This window comes from Burkholderia sp. IT-111MI5, from assembly GCF_949752865.1.
In the GTDB taxonomy this organism is placed as follows: domain Bacteria; phylum Pseudomonadota; class Gammaproteobacteria; order Burkholderiales; family Burkholderiaceae; genus Burkholderia; species Burkholderia pyrrocinia_C.
Genome location: NZ_CATKIF010000011.1, coordinates 1,318,946 through 1,339,731 on the forward strand (window position 1 = coordinate 1,318,946; position 20,786 = coordinate 1,339,731).

Sequence of the window (20,786 nt, forward strand, 5' to 3'; positions counted from 1 at the left end):
ATGCACGCATGGCAAGTCAAACCCGGCGACGGCGCGGCCGGGCTCCGGCGCATCGACGCGACACGCCGGCCCGTCGGGCCGACCGACGTCGTCGTGAAGATCCACTCGGCAGGACTGAACTACCGCGACCTGATGTTCGCGCGCGGCGACTATCTCGGCATCGGCAAGGACGCGCTGATTCCTGTCGCCGACGGCGCCGGCGAAGTCGTCGAAACCGGCCGCGACGTCACGCGCTTCAAGCCGGGCGATCGCGTGATCAACACGTATTTCCCGCGCTGGATCGACGGGCCGCCCACGCCGCAGAAAGTTTCCGGTTCGCCCGGCGCGCAATTCGACGGCGTGCTGGCCGAGCACTTCGTGTCCGACGAAGCAGCGCTGGTCGCGATCCCCGCGCATCTCGACTACGACGAAGCGGCGACGCTGTCGTGCGCGGGCATCACCGCGTGGAATGCGCTGTTCGCCGACGGCGGCGCGGGGCCTGGCTCGACCGTCGTGCTGCTCGGCACGGGCGGCGTCTCGATCGTCGCGCTGCAGCTTGCGCACGCGGCTGGGTTGCGCACGATCGTCACGTCGTCGAGCGACGCGAAGCTCGAACGCGCCCGCGCACTCGGTGCGGACGCAACGATCAACTATCGCGCGACGCCCGAGTGGGAGCACGAAGTGCTGCGGCTCACCGGCGGCGCGGGCGCGGATCTCGTCCTGGAAGTCGGCGGACACGACACGCTGCCGCGCTCGGTCGCCGCGACCAAGCTGGGCGGCGTCGTGTCGGTGATCGGCGGCGTCAGCGGCTTCGGCGGCCCCGAACTCGGGCTGCTTTCGCTGATCGGCGGCATTCGGCAATTGCACGGGATCATGGTCGGCAGCCGCGCGATGCTCGACGACGTCGCGCGGTTCGTCGATGCGAAGCGGATCAAGCCGGTAGTCGATCGCGTGTTCGGCTTCGACGAGGCGCCGCAAGCGTATGCGTACCTGCAGTCGGGGCAGCATTTCGGCAAGGTCGTGATTCGCGTCGCGTCGTGATGGCCGGCCTGCTCGACCACGACTGGGTGCTGAATTTAGCGGCCGACGGGCAGGCCGCGCTCGTCGACTACCTGTTCACGCGCCACGGCGCACGGATCGACGAACGGCGCATCGTGCGGGCGCAGTCGGTCGCGATGTTGCAGACGATGCTCGAGCAGGCCGACATGTGCACGTGGTGCCCGACGATTCTCGCGGCCGTGCCACCGTTCGGCGAACGGATGCGACCGTTGCAACTGAAGGAGACGTTCGAGCCGCACGACCTCGGGATCGTCACACGCCGCAGCAGCACGCTGAGCGACGCCGCGCGCTGCTTCATCGACTGTTTGCTGCAAGTAATCCGCAAGCATGCGCGATCTGCGCGCAAGGAGGATCTTGCGATGTTCAGGACGGTTTCGCTGCTGATCTGACGGCCAGCGCCGCAACGGCCGATTGCGCGACCTGCCGCGGCCCGGCGTACCATGCGCCCGCGCCGCGGCATGCGTCGCGCGTCAGATCTTCGCGGTCAGCGTGATCCCGACCGTGCGCGGATCGCCGTACAGCACCGGATACGCGCCATACGACGGCAGCAGCTCGAGCTTCTTGTAAACCTTGTTCGTAAGGTTCGTCATGTAGCCCGTCACGATGTACTTCTGGTTCGGCGTCGTGTACGACACATGCGCATTCAGCACCGTATAACCGCCCTGCCAGAGCTGCGGCATCGTCTGCCGCGTCGCGCTGAAGTATTCGCGGCTGCGGTAGTTCACGTCGCCACCTGCCGTCAACGTGCCGAATGGCACCGGAACGCGATAGTCGAAGCCCGCGTTCAGCGTCGTATGCGGCGAGCGCGCGAACGAGTTGCCGACGGCGGTCGGCACGTAGCGGAACTCCGTGAAGCGCGTGTTCAGCATCCCGAGGTTCGCGAACAGGTAGAGGCTGTTGACCGGCTGTGCCTTCAGCTCCAGCTCGAAGCCGTCCGCGCGACCCTGCCCCGCGTTCGACAGCGTCGACACCGGCGGCCCGCCGAACGGGTTCGGCGCGAGCGCGAACACCTGGATGTCGCGATAGTCGTAGTGGAACACGCTCGCGTTGACGATCAGCCGCTTGTCGAACCACTCGCTCTTGATGCCGACCTCGTAGTCGGTCAGGTACTCGGGCGAAACGGTCGACACCGTGCTCTGCGTATATGCGTTGCCGTTGTAACCGCCCGAGCGGAAGCCGCGCGCATAGCGGAAATACGCGCGCACGTTGTTGCTGAGCGCGTATTCGGGCGTAAGATCCCAGGTCGGCGCGCGCCACGTGTTCGTCTGGTTCTGCTGCGCGCTGACCGCGAGCGGCGACGACACCGACGACGGCGACCACCAGCTGTTCGGATCGCTGAACGTCACATTGCCCGCTCCCTGCAGCCCCGTCAGGTTGATGGTCTTGCGCTCAATCGTGTAACGCAGCCCGCCCGTCACGTTGAAGCGGTCGGTGAACCGGTACTTGATGCTGCCGAAGATCGCCACGCTCTGCGTGTGCTGCGTGAGGTCGGTCAGATGGTAGAACGCGGGCGACGGCGAGCCCGGCAGGCCGCCGCCGGCGCCCTGCTCGGCCAGTTGCTCGGTGAACAGATGCGTGCCGACGAGCCAGCTCAGCCGGTCGTTCTGCGGCGATTCGAGCCGGAACTCCTGCGAGAACTGGCGGCTCGACAGGCGGTCATGCGAACGTGCCGCATCGAACGGCGAATAGTCCTCGTCGTCCTGGTACCAGCGGTGCAGCCCTTCGAACGCGGTGATCGACGTCAGCGACACCGCCGGGTTGATGCGCCAGTGCGCGGTGAGCGACGTGCCCCACGACGAGATGTGATCGCTCGACGGCGCATTGAGCGACACCGTGTACGGATCGGTCGATCCGACGAAGCCGAACTGGTTCGCGCCGCCCCGCCCCGCGCCTTCCGCGTGCCACGCATTGCCGCCGCCCGTGTAGTTGCGGCCGTGGATGTTGAACAGGAAATCGGTGTCCGGAGTCGGCACGGCCAGCACCTGGAAACGCACCGCGTTGTCGTGAAAGCCGCCGAAGCGCCCCTGCTGCGCGGTGTTCGTGTAGAAGCTGTCGGCATTCTCGTGATACACCGACACGCGCGCGGCCAGCACGTCGTTCTTGCCGATCGGCCCGCCGATCGCGGCTTCCGCAAGCCGGCTGTTGTACTGGCCGAGGCCGAGCTTGCCGTAGCCGCTCACGTCGAAGGTCGGCTTCTGCGACGTGATGCTGAGCGCGCCGCCGACGGTATTCTTGCCCCACAGCGTGCCCTGCGGCCCGCGCAGCACCTCGATGCGATCGAGGTCGAACAGCGGAAAGCCCTGCCCGAACACGCTGTTGATGTACACGTCGTCGAAGTACACACCGATCGGGCTCAGCGACAGGTCCGACGGATCGTTGCTGCCGACACCGCGCAGGAACCAGCGCGGCCGCTCGCGGCCCTCGGTCGATTGCCCGGTGAAGTTCGGCACGTACTTCGTCACGTCGTTGATCACGCGCAACTCGTTGTTCTTGATCGCGTCGCCACTCAGCGCGCTCACCGCGACCGGCACGTCCTGGATGCTTTCCTTGCGCCGGCGCGCGGTCACGGTCACCGTGCCGAGATTCGTTTCGCGTGCGGCCGCGCCGCGATTCGCATGGGTCGCCTTCGGCGCGGCCGCAGTTGCATCATCCGACGCCTGTGGTGCCGGCTTCGCGTCCGGCACCTCCGCTGCCGCCACGCCGTCCTCTGCCCACGCGGGCAACGATACGGTGCCGCCCGTCAGCAGTCCCCCCAGCGCGGTGACGATTAGTTTTTTCCTGAACATCGATGAGTCATCCTGTTTGATCGGTTGAACGCACGTGCGTGCGCGACGCACGGGTTCTGTATTGCAATTCGGATGCCAGCATCGAAAAGACCGTCGCGCGGGGCTTCCGGCGCCCGTGCGGCTCGCGTGTTGCTGCATACGCATCTGTGAGGAGCGGCGAACTGTTTGCCACGCAACACCGCCGCAGCGCGCGACATCCGCCCCGAAGGCGATCAGGACAGTTTCGCGGGCAACGGTCGCAGCGCGCCGCGACGCACGTGCGCAAGCCGCAGCGCGAACGCAACCAGCACGACCACGGGCAGCCAGCACAGAAACACGACCGGCAATCCGACGAACGGCGCGAGCGCGCTACCGGCCAGCGGGCCGCAGAACGCGCCGGTCATCGACGCGAGGTTGTAGAGGCTCGACACCTGGCTCTTGTCGGCAGGATGGCGGCCCAGATGCTGCATGTTGACGAGATGCAGCATCGACGAACCGGCGCACAGCGCGGCGAGCCCCGCGCCGACGATCCACGCGTCGCGCGCGAGGCCGAGTGCGAGCAGCCCGGCGATGCCGCCCGCGAGACTGAGGGCATGGCAACGACGCTCCGTCATCCGTTGCGCGACATGTCCGAGCCCGAACAGGGCAATCACCGCAACGGCACCCTGCAATGTCAGCAGCGCGACGGCGCGCGTCTGCGACAGTCCGAGTGACTGAATCGCGAGCACCACCGTATACGTGCCGGCGAGCGAGCGTGTCGCGCTGTTCACGGCCTCCAGCACAAGCTGCTCGCGTACATCGTGGCTCCAGGCAAGCGCAAGCAACTTGCGCAGCCCGCCAGTTTCGTGCCGCGCACGGCGCGGCGGCTGCTCCGCGTCGCCGAGCAGCATTCGGCTGAACAGCGCCATGCCCGCGAAGCTCGCCGACGCCGCGCAAAACGTCGCGACCGCGCCGTGCGCGCCGGTTAGCCAGCTCGCGAGCCACGGCCCAACCATGCCCGTCCCGACCGACATGGCCGCGCGATACCAGCCCGCGCGCGCCAGGCCGATCTGCGCGAGACGCGCGAGGAACACGCCGTTGATCGACACGATCCGGAACGGGATGCACAGCCCGATCAACCCTTGCGTGAGTGCGATCAGCGACCACGCGCCGGTGAACGGCACGACGAGATTGAGCAGCATCGGCCCCAAGCTCGCGGCGAAGTACACGCGCCGCGCACCGTAGCGTGCGACGAGCAGCCCGGCCGGCAACGTCATCAACGCGATGCCGAGCGGCTCCATCGCGGCGATGACGCCGAGCCGCGTGCTGTCGACGCCGAGCGCCAACGCGTACAGCGTCGTCGCGAGCTGCGCCATGCTGATCGTCGTGCCGCTCGCGAGCGCCAGCAGCATGAAGCCGCCGGTGAAACGCTCGCGCCGCCATGCGTCGACGACGCGTGCCGGCACGCTCACCGCGCGGCGTCGCGAGACAGCGTCGCGATGCCGTCGAGTGCGCGCCGGTCGATCCATGCGTGCACGTCGAAGTCGGCAGGCAGGAACTGCCAGTCGACCAGGAAGCGCTTGAAAGCGTCGATCGCGGCGATCGACGCGTCGTCGAGATCCGTGCGCAGCCGCCGATGGACGTCTGCGCCGTAGGCAAGCCGCAGCCAGTCGTGACCCGACCCCGTCTCGCGGCCGAGATAGCCGAGCACTTCCTGCTCATGCTCGCACGCCCAGTCTTCGACATCGGTCACGCGCGCGAGGAAGCGGCTGACGATGTCGGGATGGCGCTCGAGCGTCGACGCATTGACGGTCAGCGGCCGCGGCGAGCCGTTGTTGATGCGGATCTGCGGATCGGGATGAAAACCGATGTCGACGACCGCTTGTGCGCCGATCAGGTGCGCGGTTTCCAGCCCGAGCGAACCCTTCACGTAGATCGCGTCGACGTCGCCGCGCACGAGCGCCGCCGCCTCGGCCGCATAGAGCCGCCGGCTCGACAGGCTCGCGGGATGGTTGAATGCCGCGTCGCGGCTGACCGGTGTCGATACGGGCACGCGCAGGTTCGACGCGGGCACGTCGACCCATTCGACGTCGCCGGGGCCAAGCCCGTCGAGCGACAGTGCGCTGACGAAGCCGCGCAGCGCCGCCGCGCGGAAGATGTCGATGCGCTCGCCGTCGCGGCGCGGCAGGCCGATGCGGCGTCCGCGCAGGTCCTTCGGCTGCTTCAGGCCGGTTTCCGGCAGCGCGACGATCGCCTGCGCCTCGTCGACCCAGGTCAGCGCGACCACGCGCGTGTCCGCGCCGGCCGCGCGTGCCCACAGCGCGGGAATGCTGCCGCCCTGCCGGAACGCGTTGTCGAGCGAATGATCGACATGCGCATGATGCAGCGCCGCGTGCTGGTTCTCCTGCAGCGCGCGCACGGTGATGCCGTCGCCGGCGAATTCGCTGTCGAGCCAGCCTAGATGCGCGGCGATGCCGAGCGGCGTCGGCACCGGACAGCGCGTGTACCAGATCGAACGGACGTTGTGTGAAGCCGTGGTGCTCATGGATGCGTTCGGAAAAAGAGTCGTGAAAGGCCCATCAGCCGCGCGGCGCGGTAAGCACCGACAGCCGCGTGATCCCCGCATGCTCGATCGCGGCCATCAGCTTCGCGACGGTGCCGTACGGCACGTGCTCGTCGGCCTGCAGGTCGAGCGCGACGTCGGGCCGGCCGGCCTTCAGCGCGGCCAGCTCGGCGGGTACCGCGGCGAGCGCGACCACGCGCTTGTCGAGATACACGACACCCTTGTCGTCGACGCTCACGGTGACGTTCGGCTTGCGGTCGGCCGGCGAAGTAGCGACGGTGTTCGGGAGATTCACGTGCACCGCGTTGTTGAGCAGCGGCGCCGTGACGATGAACGCGACGAGCAGTACGAGCATCACGTCGACGAGCGGCGTGATGTTGATTTCGCTAAGCACGTCGTCGTTGTCGGAAGAGGACGAGAAAGCCATTATGCGAACGCCTCCTGACGGGTTTCGCCGGCACGGTGTACCGGCGTGGCGGCAGGTGCGGCGGCCGGCACGCGGAAGCCGGCCTTCTGCGCGAGCGTGACGAAGTCGGTTGCGAACGCATCGAGATCGGCCGACGCGGCCTTCACGCGGCGCACGAAGAAGTTGTACGCGAGCACGGCCGGCACGGCGACCGCGATGCCGATCCCGGTCGCGACGAGCGCCTCGCCGATCGGCCCGGCGACGACGTCGATGCTCGCCGACGCGCTGTGCGTGATCGCGGTCAGCGCGTGGATGATGCCGAACACGGTGCCGAACAGCCCGACGAACGGCGCGGTGCTGCCGATCGACGCGAGCACCGCGAGTCCCGCCTCCTCGCGCCGGCGCGCGTTGTGGATCTGCTGCCGCAGATGGCGTTCGAGCAGGTCGTGGCGGCTCCAGCTGTGTTCGAGATCGTGCGCGCTGCTCTCGTCGGCGCGACGCAACGCGTCGAAGCCGGTCGCGGCGAGTTCGCCTACCGGGCTGTTCGCGCCGTCGAGCGCGGCCGCCTCGTGGAAGCTGTTCGCGGCCCAGAACGCGCTGACGTAACGCCGGTTGCGCGCGCTCGCCCGCAGGCTCTGGATCGCCTTCACAACGATCAGCGTCCACGTGACGACGGAAAAGACGGCGAGCAGCCAGAGCGCGCCCTGAACGATGAAGGTGGTCGGAATACCGTTCATGATGTGAGTTCCTTGAAAAATGTGGCAGGCTGCCCGGCGGGTCAGCCCAGCTTGAAATCGATCGGCACGTTGACCCAGCCGTCGACAGCCTCGTCGCCGCGCTTCGCGGGCACGAACGTCCAGCGCTTCACGGCGTTCACCGCCGCGTTGTCGAGCATGCGGCGGCCGCTGCTCGTACGAACGTCGACGGAATCGGGCGTGCCGTTCGCGAGCACATGCACGCGCAGCACGACGCGCCCTTCCCAGCCCTGGTCCTGCGCGAACGCCGGATAGTCGGGTGCCGGGTTGCGCAGGTAAGCCGCGTCGCCGATCGGCGCGATTTCGCGCACCGGTGCGGCAGGCGCGGGGACCTGCGCTGGGGTGGTCGGCGCGGCAGCGGTCGGTGCCGGTGCGGACGCCGCGGCCGCTGCTTCTCGCGCCACCCGTGGCACGGCAGCCGGCGCGACCGCCTGATGCGGAACGGCCGCGCGTGGCTTCGGCGGGGTCGGCGCCTGCTGCAGCGGCTTCGGCTGCACGGTCGGCGGTGGCGGATGCGCGGCCTGCGGCAACGGTTCAGGCGGTCGCGTCAGCTCGACCGTCATCGGCAACGGCCTCGGCGGTTGCACGGGCGGTTCGGCGGGCGCACGCGCCGCCAATAAGGCGATACCTGCATGCAGCGTCGCGACGGCGAGTGCCACTGCGCCCGCGCCACGCCACCCGTTCGTCTGCGCGGGCCGCGCGTCCGTGCGCGCAGACGGCACCGCCGACGGCGGTCGTGCCGCAGCCACCGCAACCGCGGCAGCCGCACGCGGCGCGGCGCGCGCCGCGTGCCGGCGCGCGGGCGGCACGCCGTATTCGATCGTCAGCCCTGTCATGTTCGACTCCTTGCAATGACGCGCCGCGGCACGCTACGCGACCCACGCATGACGATGCCGGTCGATCTGCGTGAACGGCGCCGGATCGACCCATGCGCGCGCATCGAAATCGCGCTCGAGAAACCCCCACTCGACGAGGAAATCCTTGAACGCGACCAGTCCGTCGATCGACGTCGGCGCGAGCCCGGTTTCCAGATGCCGGTGCACGTCCGCGCCGTATGCGTAGCGCACCCACTCGTCGGACGCGCGCGTTTCGCGGCCGATGTAGGCCACCGTCTCTGCCGGATGGCGCGTGGCCCAGTCGCCCGCGCCGACCACGACCGACAGGAAGCGGCTCACGAGATCGGGGCGCGCGTCGATCAGTGCGCGATCGACGGTCAGCGTGCGCGGCGTGCCGTTGCCGATCCGCACGAGCGGATCGGGGTGCGCGCCGAGATCGATGACGACCTGTGCGTCGATCAGGTGCACGGTTTCGAGACCCGCGACGCCTTTCACGAACACCGCGTCGACGTCGCCGCGCACGAGCGCCGCGATCTCGAGCCCGTACTCGTGCGGGCCGCGCGCAAACGATGCTGGCCCGGTGCGGCGCTCGCGTGTGTCTGGCAAGTCGACCCATTCGGCGTCGCCATGGCCGAGCCCTTCCAGTTCGAGCGCACTCAGGAAGCCCTTCAACGCGGCCGCGCGCCAGAAGTCGATGCTGATCGGATGGCGCGGCAGCCCGAGCCGCCGGCCGCGCAGATCACGCGCGGTGCGGATGCCGCGCTCGGGCAGCGTGACGATCGCCTGGAATTCGTTGGTCCACGACAGGCCGATCACGCACGTATCCGCGCCGCGTGCCCGCGCCCATAGCGCGGGAATGTTGCCGCCCTGCCGGAACGAGTGCGGCAGGCTGTGATCGAAATGCGATTCGCGCTTGTTGGCGTCGGCCGTCTCCTGCAGCGAATGAAGCGCGATGCCGTCCGGCCCGAACTCCTCGTCGAACCAGCCGCGATGCACGGCGATGCCGAGCGCGGTCGGCACCGGGCAGCGCGTGTACCAGAGTGCGTCGCAGGCCGTGGCCTGCGCAGCGAGTGTCGTCATGGTGAGTGTCCTTGTCGTTGGAATGCGGAGGATTGCCGCCGCGCTCAGGCGCCGGCCACGCGCAGCGCCGCATGCGTGCCGCGCGCGTTCAGCGCGCCGTCGACGAGCGGCAGCACTTCCTCGCCCACGCGGTACGCCTCCTCGAGATGCGGGTTGCTGGCGAGAATGAACGTCGATACGCCGATGTCCACGTATTCCGCGAGCCGTTCGGCCACCTGTTCGTGGCTGCCGACGATCACGCAACCGGGGCCGCCGCGGATCTGCGACATCCCGGCCCACAGGTTCGGGCCGACGATCAGGTCGTCGAAGTGCTGCGTATTGCCCTGGTGCAGCGCGAACTGGCGTTTCGCGCCGACCGATTCCGACGATTCGCCGCGCCCGCCGAAGCCGTTGCGCGTCGACGCACCCACCGTCGCGAACATCTGCCGCAGCTCGGCCCACGCCTGTTCCTCGGTCTCGCGCGCCAGAACGTCGATGCGCATGCCGAAGCGTAGGTCGCGCTCGGCGTTCTGCCGGTCGAGCGCGCGGCGCGCCGCATCGATCACCTCCTTCTGTTTCGCGAGCGGCTCGCCCCAGCTCAGGTGCACGTCGCCGTGTTTCGCGGCGACCGCGAGCGCGGCATCGCTCGCGCCGGCCAGATAGAGACGCGGCGGCTTCTGGCCGCTCAGCGGCGGCAGCAGGCCGCCGGCTTCGACGCGGTAGAAGCGGCCGTCGAACGTGAACGGCTCGCCGGCCGCCACGCCCTTCACGACATCGAGGAATTCGTCGGTGCGCGCATAACGACTGTCGTGATCGATGAAGTCGCCGTACGCGCGCTGGTCGGGGCCGCCGCCGCCCGTGACGACGTTCCACTCGACGCGGCCGCGGCTGATCCGCTGCAGGCTCGCGGCCATCTGCGCCGCATAGACGGGATGCACGAAGTGCGGCTGCAGCGCGATCAGCAGCCGCAGCCGGCGCGTCTCGCGCGCCAGCGCGGCCGCGACGACCCAAGGCTCCTCGGTAAAGCGGAAAATCGGAATCAGCGCGCCGTGGAAGCCGGCGATGTCGGCCGCGCGCGCGACCTGCGACAGATAGTCGATGTAGCCGAAATCGTCGTCGCCAACTTTCGGCGCGACGCGCGATGCGTGCTGGCGGTTCCATTCGCCGCGCGTATGCAGGTCGTGCGCGCGCCGGCCGTCGCCGTGCATCGGCAGGCGCCACAGAAATTCAACAGCCATCGGGATTCTCCTTGTCGGCCCGTTCGGATTGCGTGCGGCACCTGCGTGCCGCGCGTGTGCTGCGCTGTAAAGCACGCGGTGTGCCAACGCGCTCGCCACTGCGCGTGCGTGGCCGCCGATCAATGCACACGGCCCTTACGGGTCGGGCGTCCACGGCAATCGGGCGGCGCGCGCCGATCGTCGCCGGTCACGCCGAAGCAGGCCCGTGCCGCGCTGCTGCATCGGCCGCACCGGTGCTGCATGCGCAACAGCGGCCGACGCGACTGTTGCTGACGCAACAGGCGATGCGCCGGCTCGCGCACCGCGCATCGCACGCGATGCCCGCGCCGTCTGCGACCTCGCCGTTTCCAATCGCTGGCCCGGAACTTGCAACGTTGACCGGCCCGCGCGGGCGACACCACCATGCGCGACCGTGCATCGACCACGCTTACCCAGACAGGGAATCTCACACATGACAGACAGGCCCGATTCGTCATCGGACAAGCAGCAGACGTTCTGGTACGCGCGATCGCCCGTGCCGACCCCGCTCGGCATCGCCGTGCATCTCGGCTGGCTCAACGGCGAGACGTCGGCCGACGGCGTCGCGATCCGCTCGTCGCGCGGCGCCACGCGTCACGACGTGTCGTCGATCAGCGACCACACGCTGGCGCAGTCGTTTCGCCAGGGCGGCAGCATCCCCGCGATGTGGGCGCGCTCGAACGACGCGAACACGCGCGTGATCGGGCTGTCGTGGGTCGACGAATCGCAACTGATCCTAGCGCGGCCCGAGTCGGGCATCCGTTCCGTGAAAGCGCTGCGCGGGCGCCGGATCGCGATCCCGAGCCGCCCCGACGATCGCATCGACATCTTTCGCGCGTCGGCGCTGCGCGGCTTCGTCAACGCGCTGAGCCTCGACGGGCTGACCACGCGCGACGTCGAGCTCGTCGACGTGCGCGCGCGCACGCTGCAGACCGTCGGGCCCCCGCGCGCGGCGAGCCTGTTCGCATCGCCGCACGGCTTTTCGAGCCGCGCGCTGTACGCGGCCGAAGCCGGCGCGCTGCTGCGCGGCGAGGTCGACGCGATCTACGTGAAGGGCTCGACGGGCCTCGAGATCGCGCAACTGATCGGCGCGCACGTCGTGATCGACATCGGCTTTCATCCGGAACGTTCGATCCGCAACAACAACGGCACGCCGCGTCCGCTGACCGTAAACGCGGACGTGCTCGCGAACCACCCGGACATCGTCGCCGGCTTCCTGAAGCTCGTCGTCGCCGCCGGCGACTGGGCGAGCACGCATCCCGACGAAACCACGCACTACGTGGCCGGCGAAACCGCGTCGTCGGTCGACTGGGTCCGCGCCGCGTACGGTAACCAGTTGCACCGGCACCTCGGCGTCAACCTCGACGACGAATCGGTCGCCGCGCTCGACGAGTTCAAGACGTTCCTGCACGACTGGGGTTTTCTGGAAGCCGACTTCGATGTCGCCGACTGGATCGACCCGCGTCCGCTCGCCGACGTGTTGCGGCCATCGCTGCAGAAACGTGCGTGAGCCCTTCTTCCGCCAACTCATCCGGATCATCATGAAGCACACGCTCTCCCTCGCCTCGCTGCGCCGCCCGCTGCGCGCGCTGCTCGCCGCGCTGCCGCTTGCCGCGGCCTCGCTTGCCGCACCGGCCGCACACGCGGAAGACGCGCCCAAGGTCGTGCGGATCGCCGTCGTGGCCTATTCGAGCGGCGGCAAGACGCAATATGCTGGCGCGTCCGCGCTGATCGACGCCGACAAGTCGCTCGAGAAGGCGCTCGCCGCGCGGCACGTGAAGCTGCAATGGGTGCCCGTGTCGACCGCGGCGGTCGGCACGCTCGTCAACGAAGCGTTCACGAACGGCAGCATCGATTTCGCGGGCTACGGCGATCTGCCGTCGGTCGTCGTCAATGCATCGGGCACGCATACGCGCCTGATCGTGCCGGGCGGCGTCGGCAGCAACACGTATCTGGTCGTGCCGGCCGGCTCGACCGCAAAGTCGATCGTCGATCTCAAGGGCAAGCGCATCGCGCTCAATCGCGGCCGGCCGTGGGAAGTCACGTTCAGCAAGCTGCTCGCCGAGAACGGGCTGAAGCTGTCCGACTTCAGGATCTACAACCTCGATCCGCAGGCCGGTGCGGCGGCCGTCGCGGCCGGCCGCGTCGACGGCTTCTTCACGCTGTCCGACGCGTATTCGCTCGTCGACAAGAACGTCGGCAAGATCATCTGGTCGACCAAGACCGCGCCCGACGACTGGAAGATGCGCGCGGAACTGTGGGCGTCCGACGATTTCGTGAAGCGCTACCCCGACATCACGCAGCTCGTCGCGACGGCCTATGTGCGCGCCGCGCACTGGATCTCGCAGCCGCAGAATCGCGACGCGTACGTGAAGATCCTGAGCGCATCCGGCCAGCCGGAAAGCATCGTGCGCCGCGAGTACGCGGACGAATCGACGCCGTGGAAGGAGCAATGGACGCCGCTCTTCACGCCGGCGCTGACCGGTCACTACCGCGACGTCATCGCGTACAGCCGGCAGGCCGGCCTGACGTCCACGCCGGTCGACGTGAACGCGCTGCTCGCGCCGACCTTCGTGTCGACCGCGCTCAAGCAGCTCGGCCTCGACGGCTACTGGCGCGCCGACGCATCGCGCGTCGCGAGCCGCTGATGCCGATGCGCGCGCTCGCGTCGAACGGCCCGCACGCGGTCCGCCTGCCCGGCATCGCACGGCTCGGCCGGCAGGCGATGTGGTGGGTCACGCCCGTCGCGTTCGCCGCGTTGTGGTGGCTCGCGAGCGTGCAGCGCTGGTTCCCGCCGCAGCTCGTCGTGCCACCCGGCCGTCTCGCGGCGACGCTGCGCACGCTGATCGACACCGGCGAACTGCGGGACAACCTGCTGATCACGCTGCATCGCCTCGCACTCGGCTTCGCGATCGGTGCAACGGGCGGCGCCGCGTTCGGCATCCTGCTCGCGCGCAGCCGGCTGTTCTCCGACTACCTGCGGCCGACGTTCGACCTGCTGCGGCAAGTGCCGACGCTCACGCTGATCCCGCTGCTGATCCTGCTGATCGGCGTCGACGAACCGCTGAAGCTCGTCGTCGTCGGCAAGGCCGTGTTCTTCCCGGTCGCGTTGGCCGCATACACGGGCGTGCACGACGCACCGCGCGATCTCGTCGAGATGGCGCGCCACTACGGGCTCGGCCGCTTCGCGCTGCTGCGCGACGTGCTGCTGCCGGCCGCATTGCCGCCGCTGCTGACCGGCATCCGGATCGCGCTCGCGCGCGCGTGGCTCGCACTCGTCGCGGTCGAGCTGCTCGCCGCGGACAGCGGGATCGGCCAGATGATGGAACTGGCCCGGCAGATGCTGCGGCTCGACGTGGTGCTCGTCGACGTCGCCGCGATCGGGTTGATCGGCTTCGCGCTCGACCGCTCGATCGCCCTCGCGCAACGCTACGCATTGCGCTGGCAGACGCCGGCGCGCTGACCCTGACTGGATACGCTTCGGCATGCCCCTCGCTACACGCGCCCTCTCGCTCGCCCCGCTGCGCCGCCGCGCGCGCGGCCTCGTCGTGCCGGCCCTGCTGGTTGCCGCCTGGCAGTTCGCGTCGTCCGGCGATGCGGCCCATCAATATGCGTTCGTGCCGTTGCAGCAAGTCGGCGCCGCGCTGGTCGAACTCGCCCGCAGCGGCGAACTCGCGACCGATCTCGGTGCGAGCCTGCGCCGCACGACGCTCGGGCTGGGGTTCGGCGTCGCGTTTGGGCTCCTGTTCGGTGCGGCAATGGCGCGCTCGACGCTCGCGCGCAAGCTGGGCGAACCGGCGTTCCAGGCGCTGCGCTACGTGCCGCTGCTCGGGCTGATTCCGTTGCTGAGCCTGTGTGCCGGCACCGGCGAATTCGCGAAGGTGTTCATCATCGCGCTCGCCGCGTTCTACCCGATGACTACCGCCAGCTTCGACGGGCTGCGCCGCGTCGATCCGCGCTATGTCGAACTGGCGCAGTCGTATCGCCTGACGCGCATCGGCCTGTGGCGCGACGTGCTGATTCCGGGCGCGCTGCCCGACCTGTTCGCCGGCGTGCTGCAGGCCGTGCCGTTCGCGTGGATCACGGCGACCAGCAGCGAGCTGCTGTTCAACGCGGGTGCGGGCGTCGGCAGCCTGATGCAGAACGCGCAGGCCGGCGCGCGTGCCGACGTGCTGCTCGTGTGCGTGCTGGGCGTAACGGCGCTGGCCGTCGGTATGAGTGCGTTATGCGAGCGGATCGCGCAGCGCGCGCTGCGCTGGCGCGATCACGCCTGACGGCGCAGCCGCGCGTCGGCGTCGCCCGCGTCGCGCGGCTTCAGGATGCCGAGCTGCGCGAGCCGTGCGCGGACGATGTTGCGCGACTGGTCGAGCAGGCGCGACATGCGCAGCTGGTTGTGCTCGCTGTAGTCGAACACGCTGCGGTACACGGTGTCCTCAATGTGCTGCCACAGCGCCGGCGTGCCGAGATCCAGCAGTTCGACCACTGCATGGCGCAGCGCATCGGTCGCTTCGGCCACGTCGCGTGCGCGGCGCGGCGGCGCGGCAGCCGCGCCGTGCGCGTCGGCTGTATCGGGTGCAAGCGACAGCGCGGAGAACTGCAGGTCGCCGACGTCGATCGCGCCGCCCGCGCAGATCAGCACCGCATGGTGGATCACGTTCTCGAGTTCGCGGATGTTGCCCGGCCACGCGTGCGCATGCAGGCGCGCACGCGCGGCGTCCGTCAGCGTCGGCGCGGTCACGCGCAGCCGCTTCGCATAGATGTCGATGAAGTGTTCGATCAGCGGCGCAATGTCGCCGGGCCGCTCACGCAGCGGCAGCAGGCTCAGCTTCACGACGTTGAGCCGGTAGTACAGGTCTTCGCGGAAATTTCCCGCACGCACCGCGGCTTCGAGATTCACGTTGGTCGCCGCAACGAGCCGCACGTCGATCTTGACGGTCTTGCGCGAGCCGACTGGCGTCACCTCGCGCTCCTGCAGCACGCGCAGTAGCTTGACCTGCGCGGATAGCGGCAGGTCGCCGACCTCGTCGAGAAAGAGCGTGCCGCGATTCGCGGATTCGAACCAGCCCGGCTGGCTGTTGATGGCGCCGGTAAACGCGCCGCGCTCGTGGCCGAACAGCTCGCTTTCGATCAGCGTCTCCGAAAACGCGCCGCAGTTGACTGCGACGAACGGGCCTTCATGGCGCTCGCTCAGCGAATGCACGAGGCGCGCGATCAGCTCCTTGCCGGTGCCGCTCTCGCCGGTGACGAGCACCGTCGCATCGCTCGGCGCGACGAGCTGGATGCGTTCGAGCAGCACCCGCGATTTGGGATCGTCGAACGTCAGCGCCTTCGCACGAATCGTGATCGCGTGCGAAGTCGGGTCCGGCAAGCTGAAGATGGCCATGGCACGACCGGCGTGTTGAACGGGGAAGGTGCGACGATAGCAAGGCGCGCGCCGGCCACGAACCAATTCATCGAGCTATCGGTATGACGGCGGCCGGATTGCGCCGCCCGCTGCGCAGCGTCACGCGAGGCCGGTCATCTTCCATTGCTGCTCGAGCGCGCCCGGCCCGAATTCGAGCGAGCCGCCGAGCGGCTCCGCGAGCGCCTGGAAATACGCGGCTTCCTCGAGGATCAGGATGTACTTCGACACGTCGAGGATCGACTTGCCCCAGAACGTCGCGCCGCCGTTCGCCTCGATGATCGCCGGCACCTCGGGGGCGCGCCGGATCGTGTCGACGATGAAGCGCGGCTCGCCCGGACGGCGATCGACATAGACCGGGATCTCGCGGGCCCGCGTGTAGCGCGCGGCCGGCGCGTAGCGGATCGGCAGCGGACGATGCGCACTCGCCCATGCGCCGAGATACGGGCCGTGCACGTGAATCACGACGTCGACTTCCGGCACTTCGCGGAATACACCCGCGTAGCGCGGCCCGTTGCCGCCCGCGCGCGCGTCTCCGTGCAGCACGTCGCCGTCGAGCGTAACGACGACGGGCTGGATCTCCTGCGACGCGGCCCACGGGCTCGGCGCCGACAGCGCGACGACGAGTTCCGTGCCTGGCACGCGCTGGAACGCCTGGAACGTGTTGGTCGCGGACAGCGTGCGCGTTTCCTTCAGCACGCGCGCGGCTTGCGCGAATTCGCGCGTGGCGCGCTCGACGAATGCCACGAGTTCGCCGCTGTCGATGGCTTGGGTGACTGACATGAGTTCGGTTTCCTTGATCGGGTGAACGGATGGGCTCGCGTCGCAACGCCGCGACGCACGGCAACCGGATCAGCAGCAATCGTGCCAGCCGGGTACGCGTGCATCGCATGCCTGCACCACCGCGTGTACGCAACGTGCGCGATTCGCTCGGCGCGATTCATGTGCTTGCGTCTGTTGCGGGAGCAACAGCAAACCGGCCCGGATTGCTGCGCGAGACGCAGCCGGCGCATGCGCGTGCTGCACGCCGCGCGCAGGCATTGCCCGTCATGCCGCGCGCAGCGCGTGCCCCACCCGCGCTGCACCCGCGCTGGTTCAAAACTTGCGTCGTGGTCGGCCCGCGCCGGACACAACCCGGCGCGTCCGATCCGATCTCACCGACATCCATCCGACCATGACGCTCTTCCCCCTGCGCGGCTTCGCTGCGCGCACGCTGCTGGTTTCGGCGCTCGCCGCGCCATCTCTCGTTTCGCACGCGGCTTCGCCCGGCCGCACTCCAGCGCCCGATCCGTTGCAGGGCGACGGTCGCGTGTCCGCGTTCTACATGTGGGACCGCGACATTCCGGCGACGCCCGGCGTGCTGCTACGTTCCGAAGCGCTGCCCGCGACGCTCGGGCTCGCGAGCGCCGCACGGCAACTGCGCATCCTGTATGCATCGACCGACGGCGTCGGCGGCCGCACGCCGATCGCCGTGTCGGGTGCGCTGTTCGTGCCGCGCGGCACGCCGCCGGCCGGCGGCTGGCCGATCGTCGCGTGGGCGCACGGCACGTTCGGGATGGCCGACATCTGCGCGCCGTCGTGGTTCGGCCGCTCGTATCGCGACGTGCGTTACCTGAACGCATGGCTTCAACAGGGATTCGCGGTCGTCGCGACCGACTATCAAGGGCTCGGCACGCCCGGCCCGAATCCGCAGCTCAACAACCGCTCGAACAGCTACACGCTGCTCGACAGCGTGCGCGCGGTGCTGGGCGGCGTGCCGGGCCTCGCGAACGAGGTCGTGCTCGTCGGTCAGTCGCAAGGCGGCTCGGCCGTATTCGCGGCGGCCGGCTACGCGCCCGCCTACGCGCCGGAACTCGCGATCCGCGCGACCGTCGCGACCGGGACGATCTACAACGCGTCGCGCGCCACGCTCGCGTCGCTGCCGAAGTTCGAGACCACCTACCGGCGCGATCCCGACCGCGTCGATCCGACGCTTGCGTACCAGTTCTACTCGGTGCTGTCCGCGCAGCAGATCGCCCCGTCGCTGCGCGCGGACGAAGTGCTGACCGACAACGCGCTGCCGATCCTCGAACAGGCACGCATCGGTTGCCTCGCGTCGCTCGAGGACGATGCAGCGCTCGCGCACCTCACGCACGCGAACACCGTGAAGCCGGGCGCCGATGCGCGGCTAAGGGCATGGTGGGACGAATACCTGAAGTATCCGACACTGAGGATCGCCACGCCCGTCTTCATCGGCGCGGGCGCGGACGACGGGCTCGCGCCGCTCGAACTCGCGCTCGCGAAAGATGCGTGCGCGGCGGGCACGACGGTCGAGGCGCACCTGTATGCGGGCCGTGAACACAACGGCACCGTGAACGCATCGCTCGCCGATTCGATTCCGTTCGTGAAGCGCGTGCTCGCCGGCGAGACGATCCGCCCGGTCTGCACGCCTGCCGCGCAGCAGGCCGTGCCGCAATAACCGGCTGCACGTGCTTTGCACGACGGCGCGAATGCTTTCCCGCAATCGCCGGGTTTGCCGAATCGGCATGGCAAACGCGTCCATAGCGCATCCGCGCAAATGCTTTTCCGAATCCGTTATTGGATCGCGCCGTCGTGCGTTTTTATACTCGTCAGCACTCTCTGATGAAGAGTGCCAGCCAATTTAGACAGAACAGCACAGGACGAAAAGATGAGCCTACGCCCCTTGCACGACCGCGTCATCGTGAAGCGACTCGATCAGGAAACCACCACCGCGTCGGGCATCGTGATCCCCGACAGCGCCGCAGAGAAACCCGACCAGGGCGAAGTGATCGCCGTCGGCCCCGGCCGCAAGGACACGGACGGCCAGCGCATCGTGCCCGACCTTCAGGTGGGCGAACGCGTGCTGTTCGGCAAGTACGCGGGCCAGGCCGTCAAGGTGGACGGCAATGAGTTCCTCGTGCTGCGCGAGGAAGACATCGTCGCGGTCGTCAATCAATAACGGAGCGCAATCATGGCAGCGAAGGAAATCATTTTCAGCGACGTCGCACGTGCGAAGCTGACCGAAGGCGTGAACATTCTCGCGAACGCGGTGAAGGTCACGCTCGGGCCGAAGGGCCGCAACGTGGTGCTCGAACGCAGCTTCGGCGCGCCGGTCGTCACGAAGGACGGCGTGTCGGTCGCGAAGGAAATCGAACTCGCGGACAAGCTGCAGAACATCGGCGCGCAGCTCGTGAAGGAAGTCGCGTCGCGCACCAGCGACGCGGCCGGCGACGGCACGACGACGGCCACCGTGCTCGCACAGGCGATCGTGCGCGAAGGCCAGAAATACGTCGCGGCCGGGCTCAATCCGCTCGACCTGAAGCGCGGCATCGACAAGGCCGTCGCAGCGGCCGTCGACGAGCTGAAGAAGATCAGCAGGCCGACCACCACCAGCAAGGAAATCGCGCAGGTCGCGACGATCTCCGCGAACGGCGAGGAATCGATCGGCCAGCGCATCGCCGAAGCGATCGACCGCGTCGGCAAGGAAGGCGTGATCACCGTCGAGGACGGCAAGTCGCTCGCCGACGAGCTCGACGTCGTCGAGGGGCTGCAGTTCGATCGCGGCTACCTGTCGCCGTACTTCATCAACAATCCCGACAAGCAGATCGCCGAGATCGAGAACCCGTACATCCTGCTGCACGACAAGAAGATCTCGAACATCCGCGACCTGCTGCCGGTGCTCGAACAGGTCGCGAAGTCGGGCCGGCCGCTGCTGATCATCGCGGAGGACGTCGAAGGCGAAGCGCTCGCGACGCTCGTCGTGAACAACATCCGCGGAATCCTGAAGACGGTCGCGGTCAAGGCGCCGGGCTTCGGCGATCGCCGCAAGGCACTGCTCGAGGACATCGCGATCCTCACCGGCGGGCAGGTCGTCGCCGAGGAAACGGGCCTGACGCTCGAGAAGGCGACGCTCGCCGAACTCGGCCAGGCGAAGCGCATCGAGGTCGGCAAGGAAAACACGACCGTGATCGACGGCGCGGGCGATGCGAAGAACATCGAAGCACGCGTGAAGCAGATCCGCGTGCAGATCGAAGAAGCGACGTCGGACTACGACCGCGAAAAACTGCAGGAACGCGTCGCGAAGCTCGCGGGCGGCGTCGCGGTGATCAAGGTCGGCGGTGCGACCGAGATCGAGGTGAAGGAGAAGAAGGATCGCGTCGACGACGCGCTGCACGCGACGCGCGCGGCCGTCGAGGAAGGCATCGTGCCGGGCGGCGGTGTCGCGCTGATCCGCGTGCGGCAGGCGATCCGCGAACTGAAGGGCGTAAACGCCGATCAGGATGCGGGCATCAAGATCGTGCTGCGCGCGCTCGAGGAACCGCTGCGCCAGATCGTCGCGAACGCGGGCGAGGAAGCGAGCGTCGTCGTCGCGAAGGTCGCGGAAGGTTCGGGCAACTTCGGCTACAACGCGCAGACAGGCGAGTACGGCGACCTCGTCGAATCGGGCGTGCTCGATCCGACCAAGGTCACGCGCACGGCGCTGCAGAACGCGGCGTCGGTCGCCGGGCTGCTGCTGACGACCGATGCAACCGTGTTCGAAGCGCCGAAGGATGCGGCGCCGGCCGCGGCGCCTGGCGGCCCGGGCGCGGGCGGGCCGGGGTTCGACTTCTGACGATAGACGCAGCGTGCCGCCCGACCCGGGCGGCGATACGCTCGGGCATGCAACGCGTGGCGGCCTCGGTCGCCGCGCGTTTTTTTCGTGCGCACCGCGGTTGCGGACGCGACGCC

Annotated in this window: 18 protein-coding genes and 1 pseudogene; 9 read left to right on the forward strand and 10 right to left on the reverse strand. The window is 68.7% G+C overall.

From position 1 onward, the window contains the following. Positions 1 to 1,020 (forward strand): zinc-dependent alcohol dehydrogenase family protein, encoded by a 1,020-nt coding sequence (locus ACM6JT_RS14215; protein WP_407971654.1) that lies wholly within the window; start codon positions 1 to 3, stop codon positions 1,018 to 1,020. An 8-nt stretch (positions 1,021 to 1,028) separates the two neighbouring features. Then, a pseudogene (locus ACM6JT_RS14220) lies at positions 1,029 to 1,427 on the forward strand (LysR substrate-binding domain-containing protein); the annotation flags it as partial. Between the two features lie 81 nt (positions 1,428 to 1,508). On the opposite strand, the gene ACM6JT_RS14225 reads toward ACM6JT_RS14220, so the two are convergent. The 8 genes from ACM6JT_RS14225 to ACM6JT_RS14260 all read right to left on the reverse strand — a co-directional run bounded on the left by ACM6JT_RS14225 (position 1,509) and on the right by ACM6JT_RS14260 (position 10,639). Beyond that, the gene (locus ACM6JT_RS14225) at positions 1,509 to 3,824 is read right to left on the reverse strand and encodes a TonB-dependent receptor (RefSeq protein WP_243566095.1); all 2,316 of its coding nucleotides are present in this window, start codon (positions 3,822 to 3,824) and stop codon (positions 1,509 to 1,511) included. Positions 3,825 to 4,036: 212 nt separating this feature from the next. After that, a complete protein-coding gene (locus ACM6JT_RS14230) occupies positions 4,037 to 5,254 on the reverse strand; it encodes an MFS transporter (protein ID WP_217588854.1) in 1,218 nt (405 codons plus the stop codon). Continuing rightward, positions 5,251 to 6,327 (reverse strand): ABC transporter substrate-binding protein, encoded by a 1,077-nt coding sequence (locus tag ACM6JT_RS14235; protein WP_414856698.1) that lies wholly within the window; start codon positions 6,325 to 6,327, stop codon positions 5,251 to 5,253. Before ACM6JT_RS14235 ends, ACM6JT_RS14230 begins: the two co-directional genes overlap by 4 nt. A 34-nt stretch (positions 6,328 to 6,361) precedes the next feature. Further along, positions 6,362 to 6,772: an ExbD/TolR family protein gene (locus ACM6JT_RS14240; RefSeq protein WP_217588851.1), complete on the reverse strand. Its 411-nt coding sequence runs from the start codon at positions 6,770 to 6,772 to the stop codon at positions 6,362 to 6,364. After that, complete coding sequence (locus tag ACM6JT_RS14245; RefSeq protein WP_243566092.1) at positions 6,772 to 7,488, reverse strand: MotA/TolQ/ExbB proton channel family protein; 717 nt, start codon at positions 7,486 to 7,488, stop codon at positions 6,772 to 6,774. The genes ACM6JT_RS14240 and ACM6JT_RS14245 overlap by 1 nt, the downstream gene beginning before the upstream one ends. 41 nt (positions 7,489 to 7,529) lie before the next feature. After that, on the reverse strand, positions 7,530 to 8,342 hold the full coding sequence (locus ACM6JT_RS14250; protein WP_414856699.1) for an energy transducer TonB: 813 nt from the start codon (positions 8,340 to 8,342) through the stop codon (positions 7,530 to 7,532). 33 nt (positions 8,343 to 8,375) lie between these two features. Next, positions 8,376 to 9,422: an ABC transporter substrate-binding protein gene (locus tag ACM6JT_RS14255; protein ID WP_217588844.1), complete on the reverse strand. Its 1,047-nt coding sequence runs from the start codon at positions 9,420 to 9,422 to the stop codon at positions 8,376 to 8,378. 44 nt (positions 9,423 to 9,466) lie between these two features. Further along, positions 9,467 to 10,639, reverse strand: coding sequence for an LLM class flavin-dependent oxidoreductase (locus tag ACM6JT_RS14260; protein WP_243566090.1), 1,173 nt, complete (start codon positions 10,637 to 10,639; stop codon positions 9,467 to 9,469). Between the two features lie 451 nt (positions 10,640 to 11,090). Between ACM6JT_RS14260 and ACM6JT_RS14265 the strand changes: the two genes are divergently transcribed. From ACM6JT_RS14265 to ACM6JT_RS14280, 4 genes are read left to right on the forward strand one after another with little or no spacing between them, the layout of a single operon-like run. Beyond that, the gene (locus ACM6JT_RS14265) at positions 11,091 to 12,167 is read left to right on the forward strand and encodes an ABC transporter substrate-binding protein (RefSeq protein ID WP_217588841.1); all 1,077 of its coding nucleotides are present in this window, start codon (positions 11,091 to 11,093) and stop codon (positions 12,165 to 12,167) included. A gap of 31 nt (positions 12,168 to 12,198) precedes the next feature. After that, positions 12,199 to 13,305: a PhnD/SsuA/transferrin family substrate-binding protein gene (locus ACM6JT_RS14270; RefSeq protein WP_217588839.1), complete on the forward strand. Its 1,107-nt coding sequence runs from the start codon at positions 12,199 to 12,201 to the stop codon at positions 13,303 to 13,305. Beyond that, complete coding sequence (locus tag ACM6JT_RS14275) at positions 13,305 to 14,120, forward strand: ABC transporter permease (RefSeq protein ID WP_414856700.1); 816 nt, start codon at positions 13,305 to 13,307, stop codon at positions 14,118 to 14,120. Before ACM6JT_RS14270 ends, ACM6JT_RS14275 begins: the two co-directional genes overlap by 1 nt. 22 nt (positions 14,121 to 14,142) lie before the next feature. After that, on the forward strand, positions 14,143 to 14,931 hold the full coding sequence (locus tag ACM6JT_RS14280; protein WP_414856701.1) for an ABC transporter permease: 789 nt from the start codon (positions 14,143 to 14,145) through the stop codon (positions 14,929 to 14,931). On the opposite strand, the gene ACM6JT_RS14285 is transcribed toward ACM6JT_RS14280, so the two are convergent. Further along, positions 14,922 to 16,040, reverse strand: coding sequence for a sigma-54 interaction domain-containing protein (locus ACM6JT_RS14285; protein ID WP_217588836.1), 1,119 nt, complete (start codon positions 16,038 to 16,040; stop codon positions 14,922 to 14,924). The genes ACM6JT_RS14280 and ACM6JT_RS14285 overlap by 10 nt on opposite strands. Before the next feature lie 120 nt (positions 16,041 to 16,160). Further along, positions 16,161 to 16,841, reverse strand: a complete 681-nt coding sequence (locus tag ACM6JT_RS14290) for a class II aldolase/adducin family protein (protein WP_217588835.1) — start codon at positions 16,839 to 16,841, stop codon at positions 16,161 to 16,163. Positions 16,842 to 17,232: 391 nt separating this feature from the next. Between ACM6JT_RS14290 and ACM6JT_RS14295 the strand changes: the two genes are divergently transcribed. From ACM6JT_RS14295 to groL, 3 genes are all read left to right on the forward strand, one after another. Next, positions 17,233 to 18,516: an alpha/beta fold hydrolase gene (locus ACM6JT_RS14295; protein WP_414856702.1), complete on the forward strand. Its 1,284-nt coding sequence runs from the start codon at positions 17,233 to 17,235 to the stop codon at positions 18,514 to 18,516. A 210-nt stretch (positions 18,517 to 18,726) separates the two neighbouring features. Beyond that, on the forward strand, positions 18,727 to 19,017 hold the full coding sequence (locus tag ACM6JT_RS14300) for a co-chaperone GroES (RefSeq protein ID WP_011694564.1): 291 nt from the start codon (positions 18,727 to 18,729) through the stop codon (positions 19,015 to 19,017). Positions 19,018 to 19,029: 12 nt separating this feature from the next. Further along, entirely contained in the window at positions 19,030 to 20,670 is a 1,641-nt protein-coding gene (groL, locus tag ACM6JT_RS14305) for a chaperonin GroEL (protein ID WP_034182026.1), read from the forward strand. The last annotated feature ends 116 nt before the right edge of the window (positions 20,671 to 20,786 follow it).